Below are 13567 nucleotides of genomic sequence, written 5' to 3'. Positions count from 1 at the left end.
GGAAGTTGCCATGCTGAAGATCTGGGGCCGCAAGAATTCGAGCAATGTGCGCAAGGCGCTGTGGATCGCCCACGAACTGGACCTGGACTTCGAATCGATCGACGCCGGCGGCGCCTTCGGCGTGGTCAACGAGCCGTACTACCGCGCCCGCAACCCCAATGGCCTGGTACCCATGCTTGAAGACGGTGACCTGATCCTGTGGGAGTCCAACACCATCGTCCGCTACCTGTGCGCCGAATATGGCACCGAGCAAGGTTGGTACCTGGAAGACCCGCGCCAACGCGCTTTGGCCGACAAATGGATGGACTGGGCCACCTCATCCTTCGCAGCGCCGTTCCGCCCGCTGTTCTGGGGCCTGCTGCGCACCCCCGAAGACCAGCGCGACTGGGTGACGATCAACGCTGCGCACAAGCAGTGCGCCCAGTTGCTGGCCATTGCCGACGAAGCCTTGGCCACACAGCCCTATCTTTCCGGTGACCAGATCGGCATGGGCGACATCCCACTGGGTTGTTTCGTCTATGCCTGGTTCGAAATGCCCATCGAGCGCCCGGCCATGCACCACCTGGAGGCCTGGTACGAACGCCTGAAGGCCCGCCCGGCCTATCAGGCAGCGGTGATGACGGCGCTAACCTGATCGAACACTACGGCTGTTTCGATAGTCACTATCAATACACATGACTGTACTTGTGCGGCCGCGCCTTGCACCATTGGCCGCACTCACTGCGCCAGTGACCTTGTCTGGCGTGTCCTGCACCTTATTTTTCGGTAAGTGACCCGCTATGAGTTCTGCCCTGTCCATTCGACAGCTGACCAAAACCTACGGCAACGGCTTTCAGGCCCTCAAAGGCATCGACCTGGATGTCGCCGAAGGTGACTTCTTCGCCTTGCTCGGCCCCAACGGCGCCGGCAAATCCACCACCATCGGCATCCTATCCACCCTGGTGAACAAAACCAGCGGCACGGTCAATGTGTTCGGCCACGACCTCGACCGCGAGCCCTCGGCGCTGAAGCGTTGCCTGGGCGTGGTGCCACAGGAGTTCAATTTCAACCAGTTCGAGAAGTGCTTCGACATCGTCGTGACCCAGGCTGGCTACTATGGCATCCCGCCAAAGATCGCCAAGGCGCGTGCCGAGCAGTACTTGACCCAACTGGGCCTGTGGGACAAGCGCGACGTGCCATCGCGTTCGCTGTCCGGCGGCATGAAGCGCCGGCTGATGATTGCCCGTGCGCTGATCCACGAGCCGCGTTTGCTGATTCTCGACGAACCCACCGCCGGCGTGGACATCGAGCTGCGCCGTTCGATGTGGAGCTTCCTCACCGAGCTGAACCAGAAAGGTATCACCATCATCCTCACCACCCATTACCTGGAGGAGGCTGAGCAGCTGTGCCGTAACATCGGCATCATCGACCACGGCACCATCGTCGAGAACACCAGCATGCGCCAACTGCTGGGCAAGCTGCATGTCGAAACCTTCGTCCTCGACATCAAGCAGGGCTTGGCCACGGCGCCGGTGTTGCAGGGTTACCCGTGCCGGCTGCTGACCCCGCACACCCTGGAAGTACAGGTAGAGAAAGACATCGGCATCACCGCCCTGTTCGGCCAGTTGGCCCTGCAAAACATCGAAGTGCAAAGCCTGCGCAACAAGACCAACCGACTCGAGGAGCTGTTCGTGGCCCTGGTGGAAAAAAACCTGTCGAAGGTGGCCGTATGAGCGTGGAACTGCGCACCAACTGGGTGGCCCTGAACACCATCGTCTATCGCGAGGTGCGGCGCTTCCTGCGCATCTGGCCGCAGACCCTGTTGCCACCGGCAATCACCATGGTTCTGTATTTCGTCATTTTCGGGAACCTGATTGGCCGGCAGATTGGCGACATGGGCGGGTTCACCTACATGCAGTACATCGTGCCGGGGCTGATCATGATGTCGGTGATCACCAACTCCTATGGCAACGTGGTATCGAGCTTCTTCGGTAGCAAGTTCCAGCGCTCGATCGAAGAGCTAATGGTCTCGCCGGTATCGCCGCACACCATCCTGGTGGGTTATGTACTCGGTGGCGTGCTGCGTGGCTTGGCGGTAGGGGTGATCGTCACCATTCTGTCGATGTTCTTCACCGACCTGCAGGTGCATCACCTGGGTGTGACTGTGGTAGTAGTACTGTTGACGGCGACCATCTTCTCCTTGCTGGGGTTCGTCAACGCGGTGTTCGCTCGCAATTTCGACGACATTTCGATCATCCCGACGTTCGTGCTGACTCCGCTGACCTACCTGGGCGGCGTGTTCTACTCGATCACCCTGTTGCCACCGTTCTGGCAGACCGTATCGCTGGCCAACCCTGTGCTGCACATGGTCAATTCGTTCCGCTACGGCATTTTAGGGGTGTCGGACATCAGCATCGGCACGGCGATCACGTTCATGTTGGTGGCCACTGCCGTGCTCTACCTGCTGTGCGTGCGGCTGCTGGTCAGCGGCCGGGGCATGCGTGCCTGAAACCTTGCATCGGCATTGGCGACGACGCCATTGCCGGCTCACCCACCAGCGCCAGTACAGCAGGGTGCTGAAGTAGCCGAGCATACCCAGCAGTACGGCGCACACGATTGAACCCAGCAGAAAGGGTTGCCAGACCGTCGACAGTTGGTCAGTGATCCACTGGAAGGTCAACGCGTCGGGCAGCGCGCGTGGCGGTACCTGCATCAGCCAGGCACCGACCATGTAGGTAACGAAGAACACCGGCGGCATGGTCAGCGGGTTGGTCAGCCACACCAGGCTGACGGCAATCGGCAGGTTACCCCGTAGCGGGATGGCCAACGCAGCGGCCAGCAGCATCTGTGCAGGCATCGGGATCAATGCGGCGAACAGGCCCACGCCCATGGCTCGCGCTACTGAATGACGGTTCAGGTGCCACAGGTTCGGGTCATGCAGCAACTTGCCGAAAAAGCGTAAGGACTTGTGTTCCCGAATACTGCTCGGGTCCGGCATGAAGCGTTTGAATAGTCGGCGCGGCATGGGGGCTCCCGGGGCGTTGACCGGGGCAGTATGCCCTGATTCGCGTTCAGCCTCGTTCAGAGTTTGTGACAATTGTTGAGCAAGCAGTGCCGGCAAGTGGGCTATGCCTCAGAGGTTGATTCAGCTTCTGGAGCTCTACCTAATGCGCACAGGGATGTTGGCGCTCGCCCTTGGTCTGCTCAGTCTTTGCCTGGTACCTCAATTGCCATCGGTCGGATGGCTGCTAATGCTTGCAGCGGGCGCCGTCGTCAGTCTGTTCACCCGGGGTTGGTTATTGGGTTTGTTCCTGCTGGGCTTCTGCTGGGCCTGTTGGTCAGCCAAGCAGGCCGTGGATGATCGTCTGGCGCCAGGGCTCGATGGTCGCACCTTATGGCTGGAAGGGAGGGTGGCCGGTCTGCCGGCGCGCACTGCGCAAGGCGTGCGCTTCGAGCTTGAGGGCGCGTATTCCCGGCGTGCCGATTTGCCGCAACGCCTGCAATTGAGCTGGTTCGACGGGCCACCGCTGCGTGCCGGCGAGCAGTGGCGCCTGGCCGTCACCCTGCAGCGTCCGACCGGCCTTCTGAACCCCCACGGGCCCGACCGGGAGGCACAGCTGCTGGCACGTCGGGTCGGCGCCAGCGGAGCGGTGAAAGCCGGGCAGTTACTGACGCCCGCGGCAGTCGGGTGGCGCGATGGCCTGCGCGAGCGTCTGCTGGCGGTCGAGGCCCATGGTCGGCAAGCCGCATTGGTGGCGTTGGTGCTTGGTGATGGGACCGGCCTGGCGCGCGAAGACTGGCAGGCGCTTCAGGCCACCGGCACCGTGCACCTGCTGGTGATTTCAGGCCAGCACATCGGCCTGGTGGCGGGTCTGCTCTATGCCGTGGTCGCGTGGTTAGCCCGCTGGGGGCTGTGGCCGACCCGGCTGCCGTGGCTGCCTTGGGCCTGTGTGCTGGCCATGAGCGCGGCGCTGGCCTACGGCTGGCTGGCCGGGGCAGGGGTGCCAGTACAGCGCGCCTGTCTGATGCTGGCCGTGGTGCTGCTGTGGCGCCTGCGCTTTCGTCATCTTGGCGCATTCCACCCCTTGTTACTTGCCTTGGTTGCCGTATTGCTGTTCGAGCCGTTGGCGGCGCTGCTTCCAGGCTTCTGGCTGTCATTCGGCGCCGTGGCCACGCTCATCTACAGCTTCAGTGCTCGGCTAGGGGCCTGGCGACCCTGGCAGGCATGGACGCGAGCGCAGTGGGTCATCGCCGTCGGGCTGCTCCCGGTGCTGCTGGCTGTAGGCTTGCCGGTGAGCCTGAGTGCCCCGTTGGCCAACCTGCTGGCGGTGCCGTGGGTGAGCCTGGCGGTATTACCGCTGGCGCTGTTGGGCACTTTGTTGCTGCCGCTGGGCGACGCAGGTGAGGCATTGCTGTGGCTGGCAGGCGGCCTGCTGGATGTCTTGTTTCGCGCGCTAGCACTGGTCGCCCAGCAGCGCCCGGCATGGGTGCCTCCGGCACCGCCGTTGTGGGCCTGGCTGCTGGTATGCCTGGGTGCACTGCTGCTGTTGCTGCCACGGGGTGTGCCGCTGCGTGGGTTGGGCGCGGTGATGCTTTTGGCGCTCTGGGTGCCTAGGGAGCCGGTCTCGCACGGCCAGGTCGAGGTCTGGCAGCTGGACGTGGGCCAAGGCTTGGCGGTGTTGCTGCGCACTCGGCAGCACAGTCTGCTGTATGACGCCGGGCCGGCCAGGGGCGAAAGCGATCTGGGTGAGCGGGTCGTGTTGCCCACCTTGCGCAAGTTGGGGGTCGACAGCCTGGATGTGCTGCTGGTCAGTCACGCCCATGCCGATCACGCCGGCGGTGCAGGTGCGATCCAGCGCGGGCTGCCGGTCAGACGGGCGATTGGCGGTGAGCCGCTGGAAGAGGTTCAGTTACAGCCTTGCGTCAGTGGCGAGTCCTGGGAGTGGGACGGGGTTCGCTTTTCCCTGTGGCGCTGGACGGATGCGCGCACCAGCAATGACCGCTCCTGCGTGTTGCTGGTCGAGGCGTCGGGCGAGCGGCTGCTCCTGGCCGGTGACATGGAGGCGGGGGCCGAACGTGCGTGGCTGGCTGCCGTGGATTCACCACGCATTGACTGGCTCCAGTCGCCGCACCACGGTAGCCGCAGTTCGTCGACCGAAGCCTTCATCCGAGCCGCGGCCCCGCGTGGGGTGCTGATCTCCCGCGGGCGCAATAACAGCTTCGGGCATCCCCATGCACAGGTGGTCGAACGCTATCGCAGGCATGGCATGACCCTGCACGACACGGCGGTGGAGGGGGCGTTGCGTCTGGTGCTCGGTGCGCAAGGCGAGGTCGAGGGTATGCGCAGCCAGCGCCGCTTCTGGCGCGACGCCAGGGGTGGTTAATGCTGATGAGCGCCTGCCGCGCCTATGGTAAAGTGGCGACCTTTTCCAGAGGGCTTCTACTGTGTGGGAATTGGTCAAGTCCGGCGGTTGGATGATGCTGCCGATCATTCTGAGTTCCATCGCCGCCATGGCTATCGTCGTCGAACGCCTGTGGACCCTGCGCGCCAGTCGCGTCAGCCCGCCCCACCTGCTGGGCCAGGTGTGGATGTGGATCAAGGACAAGCAACTCACCAGTGACAAGCTCAAGGCCCTGCGTGCCGACTCGCCCTTGGGCGAAATCCTCGCGGCGGGGCTGGCCAACTCGCGTCATGGTCGCGAAATCATGAAAGAGTGCATCGAGGAAGCCGCCTCACGCGTTATCCACGAGCTTGAGCGCTACATCAGTACGCTTGGCACCATCGCCGCCATGGCGCCGCTGCTGGGCCTGCTGGGCACCGTGCTGGGCATGATCGACATCTTCAGCGCGTTCATGGGGTCGCAGATGACCGCCAACGCCGCGGTGCTGGCGGGTGGCATTTCTAAGGCGCTGGTAACCACGGCGGCCGGGCTGATGGTGGGTATCCCGGCGGTGTTCTTCCACCGCTTTCTGCTGCGCCGTATCGACGAGCTGGTGGTCGGTATGGAGCAGGAGGCGATCAAGCTGGTGGAAGTGATTCAGGGTGACCGCGAGGTGGAAGTGGCTGGAGGCAAGGCGTGAAGTTTCGGCGCAATCGCCAGCGCGAGAACATCGACATCAACCTGGCGTCGTTGATCGACGTGGTGTTCGTGCTGTTGCTGTTCTTCGTGGTTACCACCACGTTCACCCGCGAAACCCAGCTGCGCGTCGAGTTGCCCGAAGCGGCCAGCGCCGAGCGTGCACCGGGCGATGAGGGCAAGCTGGTAGAAATCACCATCAGTGCCGAAGGCGTGTACTCGGTCAACAACCACCTGTTGCCCAAGAGCGACCTGGCCACCCTCAGCGAGGCCATCGAGCGTGAATCAGGTGGCGACAACAAGCTGCCCCTGGCCATCAGTGCCGACGGCAAGACCCCGCACCAGGCTGTGGTCACCGCAATGGATGCTGCCGGCAAGCTCGGCTTCAGCCAATTGCGCATGACCACCGTCGAGGCGGCCCAGAGCACACCCTGATGACACTAGCCGATCGCCTGCTTGCTGCCTGGTACACCGGCCACCCGGCACTGGCATTGCTGCGTCCGCTGGAAGCGCTGTACCGCTGGGTGGTCAAACGCAAGCGCAGGCGTTTTCTCAATGACGAACGCGCCAGCTATCGCGCTCCGGTGCCCGTCATCGTGGTGGGAAACATCACCGTCGGCGGTACCGGCAAGACCCCTATGATTCTCTGGCTGATCGAGCACTGCCGCCAGCGGGGGTTGAGGGTGGGAGTGGTCAGCCGTGGCTATGGCGCCAAGCCGCCGCAGTTGCCTTGGCGGGTGACGGCCGATCAGGCGGCCGAACAGGCAGGCGACGAGCCGCTGTTGATCGTGCAACGTACCGGTGTGCCGCTGATGATCGATCCGGACCGCGCACGTGCGGTGCAGGCCCTGCTGGTCAGCGAACCCCTGGACTTGATCCTGTGTGACGACGGCATGCAGCACTACCGCCTGGCGCGAGACCTAGAATTGGTATTAATCGACGCAGCCCGCGGCCTGGGCAATCGCCGATGCCTACCGGCCGGCCCCTTGCGCGAGCCTGTCGAGCGTCTGAATGCGGCCGACGCAGTATTGTTCAATGGTGCAGCACTAGACAGTGCCGAGGGCTTTGGTTTTCGCCTGCAGCCCAGTGCGTTGGTCAACCTGCGCACGGGCGAGCGCCGTGCACTCGACCATTTTCCTGCAGGCCAGCGCCTGCATGCGGTGGCCGGCATTGGTAACCCGCAGCGTTTTTTCAATACCTTGCAGGGCCTAGGCTGGCAGCCGCTGCCGCATCCCTTTGCCGACCACGCGCAATTCAATGCCCGAAACCTTGCCTTCACACCGCCACTGCCGCTCATCATGACCGAGAAGGATGCGGTGAAGTGCCGCTCTTTTGCCGCCGAGGACTGGTGGTACCTGGCTGTTGAAGCACAACCCACGCCGGCATTTGGCACTTGGTTCGACCTGCAGTTGCAACGTTTGCTACCCAAGCCCTGATCCCGTTTTCAATTTCGGCCTTCTGGCCTAGAGGAAGCCTTCAATGGACACCAAACTGCTCGATATCCTGGCCTGCCCGATCACCAAGGGCCCGCTCAAGCTCAGCGCCGACAAGACCGAGCTGATCAGCAAGGGCGCCGGCCTTGCCTATCCCATTCGCGACGGTATCCCGGTGATGCTGGAAAGCGAGGCACGTACCCTGACCGATGATGAGCGCCTGGACAAATGAACCTGGACTTCACCGTCGTCATTCCAGCCCGCCTGCGCTCCACACGCCTGCCAGGCAAGCCCCTGCTGCCCATCGCCGGTAAGCCAATGGTGCAACACGTATGGGAACAGGCGCGCAGGAGTGCCGCCAGTCGCGTTGTCATCGCAACCGACGATGCCAGTATCTTTGAGGCTTGCCAGGCATTTGGCGCTGAAGTGCTGATGACTCGCGTGGACCATGAGTCCGGCACCGACCGTCTGGCCGAAGTGGCCGTGCAGCTCGGCCTGCCCAGCGAGGCCATCGTGGTCAACGTGCAAGGTGACGAGCCGCTGATCCCGCCGGTGATCATCGACCAAGTGGCCGCCAACCTGGCGGCTAATCCGCACGCCGGTATCGCGACTTTGGCCGAGCCCATCCATGAGCCGCAAGCGGTGTTCAACCCCAACGCAGTCAAGGTAGTGAGCGACAAGAACGGCCTGGCCCTGAGCTTTAGCCGTGCGCCGCTGCCGTGGGCGCGCGATGCGTTTGCCAAAGGCCAGGAGCTGCCGCCCGGTGTGCCTTACCGCCGCCATATTGGCATGTACGCCTACCGGGTTGGTTTCCTCCATGATTTCGTCGGTTGGGGCCCATGCTGGCTGGAGCAGACCGAAGCGCTGGAGCAGCTGCGTGCGTTGTGGCACGGCGTGCGGATCCATGTGGAGGATGCCATCGAGGCACCTGCCGTGGGCGTGGACACCCCTGAAGACCTGGAGCGCGTACGGCGCTTGCTGGAGGCCTGATGCGCGTTCTGTTCGTTTGCCTGGGCAACATCTGCCGCTCGCCGACTGCTGAAGGCGTGCTGCGTCATCAACTGCAGGTCGCCGGGCTTGCCGACCAGGTGCAGGTGGCCTCGGCCGGCACGGGCGACTGGCACGTTGGCAAGGCGCCCGACGGGCGCACCCTCAAGGCCGCACTGGCACGTGGCTATGACCTGTCGAAACAGCGCGCCCAGCAGGTCAAAGTGGGGCACTTTGCCGAGTTCGACCTGGTACTGGCGATGGATCAGAGCAACCTGCGCGATTTGCGTGCCCTGCGCCCGGACACGGCGGTAGGCGAGCTCGACCTGTTTTTGCGCCGCTACGATTCTGCGCTCGATGAAGTTCCAGACCCGTACTATGGCGGTGCCGATGGTTTCGAGCAGGTGCTCGACCTGATTGAAACCGCCTGCCAAGCGCTAGTCGTGGAAATCAAGGGGCGGTTATGACCGGGCAATGGCAGGAGCAGGTCTCGCTCAAGCCGTACAACACGTTTGGCATCGACGTGAAAGCGCGCTACTTCAGCCAAGCCAAAGACGACCTGCAGGTGCGTCAGGCGCTGGACGCTGCGCAGCAGCAGGGTGTACCGGTGCTGGTGATCGGCGGGGGCAGCAACCTACTGCTGACCCGCGATGTCGATGCCCTGGTGCTGCACGTCTCAAGCCAGGGCCGCCACGTGGTCAGTGACGATGGTGAGCGCGTTGTGGTCGAGGCCGAGGCGGGTGAGGCCTGGCACCCGTTCGTGCAGTGGACGCTCGCACAGGGCTTTTGCGGGTTGGAGAACCTCAGCCTGATTCCCGGCACAGTGGGTGCTGCCCCCATGCAGAACGTGGGCGCTTATGGCGTGGAGATCAAGGATGTCTTCGCCGGCCTGACCGCGCTGGACCGCAAGACGGGTGACGTCCGTGACTTCGCCTTGGCCGACTGCGCGTTCGGCTACCGTGACAGCGTGTTCAAGCGTAACCCTGGTCGCTGGCTGATCCTGCGTGTGCGCTTCGCCTTGAGTCGCACCTTGCAGGCGCGCTTGGACTACGGCCCGGTGCGTCAGCGCCTGGCCGAGCAGGGCACCACCGCGCTCACTGCGCAGGCCATCAGCGATGCCATCTGCAGCATTCGTCGTGAGAAATTGCCTGATCCGGCCGAGCTGGGTAATGCCGGGAGCTTTTTCAAGAACCCCGTGGTTGCGGCGCAGGTGGTTGAGCGTATCCGTACGCAACATCCAGGTGTCATTGCTTACCCTCAGGCCGATGGCCAGGTGAAGCTGGCAGCGGGCTGGCTGATCGAACAGGCGGGCTGGAAAGGCTATCGAGAAGGCGATGCCGGGGTGCATCGCCTGCAATCGCTGGTGCTGGTCAACTATGGCCAGGCGAGCGGGGCGCAAATGCACGCCCTGGCGCGGCGGATCCAGGTCGACATTCATGAGCGGTTCGGGGTTGAGCTTGAGATGGAGCCCAATCTTTATTGATGCTCCCTACGGCAACTTCCTAGGCGCCGTGTCCGCCGACCACGGTAAACGCCCGACCAAGAAAAAGCCCCGCCAGTTCGCACTGGCGGGGCTTTTTCATTCAGCCTTGCCTATCAACCCTGGTGGGTTTTTGGCTCGTCGGGGGTGCCTGGCGTTGGCTCGTCGGTAGCAGCGCCAGCCTGAGCGGCTTTGGCGGCAGCCTCGGCCTCACGCTTGCGGCGACGGACTTCACGTGGATCGTTTGGTGCGCGGCCGTTGGACAGCATGACGGTGGCAGGCTCTGCCGCGGCAGCGGGGGCTGGCTCAGGCTCAGGTGCGACCGTTTCAGGCGCGGCCAAAACCTCTGGCTGGGCCTCTACCGCCGGGGCAGGCTGTTCGGCAACCGGGGCGACCTCGATCACAGAGGGTGCCTGCTCGATTTCGCCGGCTTCGATGGCCGGGGCTTCTGCAGGCACTTCGGTGATTAGCGCTTCGGGTGCCTGAACGTCTGCCGGGGCTTCAACGACTGCGGTTTCGGTGGTCGCGGCTGGCTCAGCAACGGGCGCCTGTTCGATTACCGGCTGCGGGGCGACTTCGACCACTGGCACGGCCGAGGCCTCGACAAATGGCGCTGGCTCGCTGATCGGTTGCTCGACCACTGGGGCCACGGCGACCGCTTCTGCTGGAACTACAGTTTCAGCTTGCTCGGCCGGTTGAGGGATTTCGCTGCTGTCGGTTGGGGCAACAGCGGCGACTTCGGCAGTCGCGCGCTCGGCCTGCTGATTGGCCTGGGCTTCGGCGTCGGTGCTGATGTTGCTGGTTGCAACCGCAGCGGTCACCGCAATACCTGCGGCCAGCTCTGCGCCCAGCTCGGTGGCTTGGCGCTGTTGAGGCTGCTCCTCGCTGCCTTCATCTTCGCCGTCGATCAGCTCACCGTTGGCGTTGCGCTGGCGCTCGCGACGGTTGCTGCGGCGACGCTGGCCACGCGACCGGCGGCGCGGACGCTCGCCATCGTTGCCGTCCTGCTCGTCCTGTAGCTGCTCTTCGTTCGGCAGTTGCTCTTCGGCCATTTCGGCAGCGTGTTCGGCAGCTTCCTCGGCCGCGCGTGGTTGACGTTCTTCACGAGGTTGGCGCGGGGCGCGTTCTTCCCGGGCGGCACGCTCTTCGCGAGGCGCTCGGTCTTCACGTGGAGCACGCTCTTCGCGAGGCGCGCGGTCTTCACGTGGAGCGCGTTCTTCTCGAGGCGCGCGGTCTTCACGTGGAGCACGTTCCTCGCGAGGTGCGCGGTCTTCACGTGGAGCACGTTCTTCGCGAGGCGCACGCTCTTCGCGTGGGGTACGTTCTTCGCGAGCTACACGCTCTTCACGGGGCTGACGCTCCTCGCGTTCTACTGGCGGTGTAGCGTCCAACGGCTCGCGCAGTTCACGCACGCGCTCTTCGCCACGGTTGCCGCGACGGTCTTCGCGAGACTGGCGTGGTGCACGCTCTTCGCGCGGTGCGCGTTCTTCTCGTGGGGCGCGTTCTTCACGCGCAGCACGCTCCTCGCGTGGCTGGCGATCCTCGCGCGGCGTACGTTCGGCACGTTCTTCACGCGGCTTGCGCTCTTCATCGCGGCGACCGTTGCGGTTACGGCTCTGCTGGCGTCCGTTACGGCGTTCCTCGTTACGCGGGCTGCGTTCGGTAGTCGGCTTTTCAGCAGCAGGGGCGACAGGGGCGGCGGCAGGTTCTTCCTTACCAGCGAACAGGCTCACCAGCGACTTCACCAGGCCCTTGAACAGGCTTGGCTCCGGGGCGCTTGGGGCAGGGGCGGCGGCTGGCGCAGGCTGTGGCTCCTCGCTGGCTGGCACGGGTGCATTCGCACGGGCCGGGGCGGTTTTCACGGCGGCTTCCTGGCGAACCAGGGTGCGGGTGGCGGTTGGCTGTGGCGCTTCTTCGGTCTCGCTGGCAGCGATTTCGTAGCTGGACTGGTTGTTCAACACCTCGGGATTGTCGTCGCGCAAGCGCTGGACTTCGAAGTGTGGGGTTTCCAGGTGATCGTTCGGCAGGATGATGATGCGCGCACGGGTGCGCAGCTCGATCTTGGTGATGGAATTGCGCTTCTCGTTGAGCAGGAAGGCGGCCACCGGGATCGGCACCTGGGCACGGACTTCGGCAGTGCGATCCTTCAGCGCCTCTTCTTCGATCAGGCGCAGGATAGCCAGCGACAGCGATTCCACGTCACGGATGATGCCGGTGCCCGAGCAGCGCGGGCAGACGATGCCGCTGCTTTCGCCCAGCGACGGACGCAGGCGTTGACGGGACATTTCCAGCAGGCCGAAGCGCGAGATGCGGCCAACCTGCACGCGGGCGCGGTCGGCCTCGAGGCATTCACGCACACGCTCTTCCACGGCGCGCTGGTTCTTGGCAGGGGTCATGTCGATGAAGTCGATGACGATCAGGCCGCCGATGTCGCGCAGACGCAGCTGACGGGCGATTTCCTCGGCCGCTTCCAGGTTGGTCTGCAGGGCGGTTTCCTCGATGTCGCTGCCCTTCGTGGCGCGCGCCGAGTTGATGTCGATGGACACCAGCGCTTCGGTCGGATCGATCACGATCGAACCGCCCGATGGCAGCTCGACCACGCGCTGGAAAGCGGTCTCGATCTGGCTTTCGATCTGGAAGCGGTTGAACAGCGGGACGCTGTCTTCGTACAGCTTGACCTTGCTGGCGTATTGCGGCATGACCTGGCGAATGAAGGTCAGGGCTTCTTCCTGGGCATCAATGCTGTCGATCAGCACTTCGCCGATGTCCTGGCGCAGGTAGTCGCGGATGGCGCGGATGATGACGTTGCTTTCCTGGTAGATCAGGAACGGCGCGGCGCGGTCCAGCGAGGCTTCCTTGATGGCGGTCCACAGCTGCAGCAGGTAGTCCAGGTCCCACTGCATCTCTTCGCTGCTGCGGCCAAGGCCAGCGGTGCGAACGATCAGGCCCATGTCGCCTGGTACGGTCAGGCCATTGAGCGCTTCGCGCAACTCGTTGCGCTCTTCACCTTCGATGCGACGGGAAATGCCACCGGCGCGCGGGTTGTTGGGCATCAGCACCAGGTAGCGGCCGGCCAGGCTGATGAAGGTGGTGAGGGCCGCGCCTTTGTTGCCACGCTCTTCCTTCTCGACCTGGACAATGACTTCCTGGCCTTCGCTGAGCACTTCCTTGATGTTGACGCGGCCTTCAGGGGCCTTCTTGAAGTATTCGCGGGAGATTTCTTTCAGCGGCAGGAAGCCGTGACGTTCGGAGCCGAAGTCGACGAAGGCGGCTTCGAGGCTGGGTTCGATGCGAGTGATCTTGCCTTTGTAGATGTTGGCCTTTTTCTGCTCACGTGCACCGGATTCGATATCCAGGTCGTAGAGGCGTTGGCCGTCCACCAGGGCTACGCGCAACTCTTCGGGTTGAGTGGCGTTAATCAGCATTCTTTTCATGTTGTACCGTCGGTTTCCGGGCTGCCGGAAACGGCGTTCGGCACACACGACGTCTCATGGTCGGTGCCAAGGTGCGCAAAGGGTGGCTAACCACCCCCGTGTCGAGCGACGTTCGGCACCAGCCGGTTGCCCAGCCTGCCGTTGTCGCGACGACGCGTCCTGTTTTGCTGCGGTGCC

General features: G+C 63.8%; 13 protein-coding genes. 11 read left to right on the top strand and 2 right to left on the bottom strand.

Annotated features, from left to right (window positions below):
• Positions 1-10: 10 nt before the first annotated feature.
• The 3 genes from FS767_RS12485 (at position 11) to FS767_RS12475 (ending at position 2488) form a co-directional block, all read left to right on the top strand.
• Entirely contained in the window at positions 11-634 is a 624-nt protein-coding gene (locus tag FS767_RS12485) for a glutathione S-transferase (RefSeq protein WP_144965914.1), read from the top strand.
• A 145-nt stretch (positions 635-779) separates the two neighbouring features.
• A complete protein-coding gene (locus FS767_RS12480) occupies positions 780-1712 on the top strand; it encodes an ABC transporter ATP-binding protein (RefSeq protein WP_100851109.1) in 933 nt (310 codons plus the stop codon).
• A complete protein-coding gene (locus FS767_RS12475) occupies positions 1709-2488 on the top strand; it encodes an ABC transporter permease (protein ID WP_023533108.1) in 780 nt (259 codons plus the stop codon). Before FS767_RS12480 ends, FS767_RS12475 begins: the two co-directional genes overlap by 4 nt.
• On the opposite strand, the gene FS767_RS12470 is transcribed toward FS767_RS12475, so the two are convergent.
• Positions 2372-3004 (bottom strand): DUF2062 domain-containing protein, encoded by a 633-nt coding sequence (locus tag FS767_RS12470; protein ID WP_144965912.1) that lies wholly within the window; start codon positions 3002-3004, stop codon positions 2372-2374. The two genes, FS767_RS12475 and FS767_RS12470, sit on opposite strands and share 117 nt — an antisense overlap.
• 142 nt (positions 3005-3146) lie before the next feature.
• Between FS767_RS12470 and FS767_RS12465 the strand changes: the two genes are divergently transcribed.
• The 8 genes from FS767_RS12465 (at position 3147) to murB (ending at position 9959) form a co-directional block, all read left to right on the top strand.
• On the top strand, positions 3147-5363 hold the full coding sequence (locus FS767_RS12465; RefSeq protein WP_144965910.1) for a DNA internalization-related competence protein ComEC/Rec2: 2217 nt from the start codon (positions 3147-3149) through the stop codon (positions 5361-5363).
• A 61-nt stretch (positions 5364-5424) separates the two neighbouring features.
• Positions 5425-6060, top strand: coding sequence for a MotA/TolQ/ExbB proton channel family protein (locus FS767_RS12460; protein ID WP_027919457.1), 636 nt, complete (start codon positions 5425-5427; stop codon positions 6058-6060).
• Complete coding sequence (locus tag FS767_RS12455; RefSeq protein WP_100851112.1) at positions 6057-6491, top strand: biopolymer transporter ExbD; 435 nt, start codon at positions 6057-6059, stop codon at positions 6489-6491. The genes FS767_RS12460 and FS767_RS12455 overlap by 4 nt, the downstream gene beginning before the upstream one ends.
• The gene (gene lpxK / locus FS767_RS12450; protein ID WP_144965908.1) at positions 6491-7492 is read left to right on the top strand and encodes a tetraacyldisaccharide 4'-kinase; all 1002 of its coding nucleotides are present in this window, start codon (positions 6491-6493) and stop codon (positions 7490-7492) included. Before FS767_RS12455 ends, lpxK begins: the two co-directional genes overlap by 1 nt.
• A gap of 43 nt (positions 7493-7535) precedes the next feature.
• Positions 7536-7721, top strand: coding sequence for a Trm112 family protein (locus tag FS767_RS12445; protein WP_003247142.1), 186 nt, complete (start codon positions 7536-7538; stop codon positions 7719-7721).
• Entirely contained in the window at positions 7718-8479 is a 762-nt protein-coding gene (gene kdsB / locus FS767_RS12440; protein ID WP_058637706.1) for a 3-deoxy-manno-octulosonate cytidylyltransferase, read from the top strand. Before FS767_RS12445 ends, kdsB begins: the two co-directional genes overlap by 4 nt.
• The gene (locus tag FS767_RS12435; protein WP_144965906.1) at positions 8479-8943 is read left to right on the top strand and encodes a low molecular weight protein-tyrosine-phosphatase; all 465 of its coding nucleotides are present in this window, start codon (positions 8479-8481) and stop codon (positions 8941-8943) included. The genes kdsB and FS767_RS12435 overlap by 1 nt, the downstream gene beginning before the upstream one ends.
• The gene (gene murB / locus FS767_RS12430; protein WP_144965904.1) at positions 8940-9959 is read left to right on the top strand and encodes a UDP-N-acetylmuramate dehydrogenase; all 1020 of its coding nucleotides are present in this window, start codon (positions 8940-8942) and stop codon (positions 9957-9959) included. The genes FS767_RS12435 and murB overlap by 4 nt, the downstream gene beginning before the upstream one ends.
• Positions 9960-10072: 113 nt before the next feature.
• Here murB and rne read toward each other — a convergent pair whose 3' ends face one another.
• Positions 10073-13390, bottom strand: coding sequence for a ribonuclease E (rne, locus tag FS767_RS12425; RefSeq protein ID WP_144965902.1), 3318 nt, complete (start codon positions 13388-13390; stop codon positions 10073-10075).
• Positions 13391-13567: the final 177 nt, after the last annotated feature.

This window comes from Pseudomonas sp. DE0010 (genome assembly GCF_007680745.1).
Lineage (GTDB): Bacteria > Pseudomonadota > Gammaproteobacteria > Pseudomonadales > Pseudomonadaceae > Aquipseudomonas > Aquipseudomonas parafulva_B.
Note: the sequence above shows the minus strand (reverse complement) of the source record. Positions and strands in the feature narration are given on the sequence as shown.

Bases quoted from the DNA above. Each gene is read 5' to 3' on its own strand.
- lpxK (WP_144965908.1), top strand. From the start codon at position 6,491: ATGACACTAGCCGATCGCCTGCTTGCTGCCTGGTACACCGGCCACCCG.
- FS767_RS12485 (WP_144965914.1), top strand. From the start codon at position 11: ATGCTGAAGATCTGGGGCCGCAAGAATTCGAGCAATGTGCGCAAGGCG.
- rne (WP_144965902.1), bottom strand. From the start codon at position 13,390: ATGAAAAGAATGCTGATTAACGCCACTCAACCCGAAGAGTTGCGCGTA.
- FS767_RS12445 (WP_003247142.1), top strand. From the start codon at position 7,536: ATGGACACCAAACTGCTCGATATCCTGGCCTGCCCGATCACCAAGGGC.
- FS767_RS12475 (WP_023533108.1), top strand. From the start codon at position 1,709: ATGAGCGTGGAACTGCGCACCAACTGGGTGGCCCTGAACACCATCGTC.
- FS767_RS12470 (WP_144965912.1), bottom strand. From the start codon at position 3,004: ATGCCGCGCCGACTATTCAAACGCTTCATGCCGGACCCGAGCAGTATT.
- FS767_RS12435 (WP_144965906.1), top strand. From the start codon at position 8,479: ATGCGCGTTCTGTTCGTTTGCCTGGGCAACATCTGCCGCTCGCCGACT.
- FS767_RS12480 (WP_100851109.1), top strand. From the start codon at position 780: ATGAGTTCTGCCCTGTCCATTCGACAGCTGACCAAAACCTACGGCAAC.
- murB (WP_144965904.1), top strand. From the start codon at position 8,940: ATGACCGGGCAATGGCAGGAGCAGGTCTCGCTCAAGCCGTACAACACG.
- kdsB (WP_058637706.1), top strand. From the start codon at position 7,718: ATGAACCTGGACTTCACCGTCGTCATTCCAGCCCGCCTGCGCTCCACA.
- FS767_RS12465 (WP_144965910.1), top strand. From the start codon at position 3,147: ATGCGCACAGGGATGTTGGCGCTCGCCCTTGGTCTGCTCAGTCTTTGC.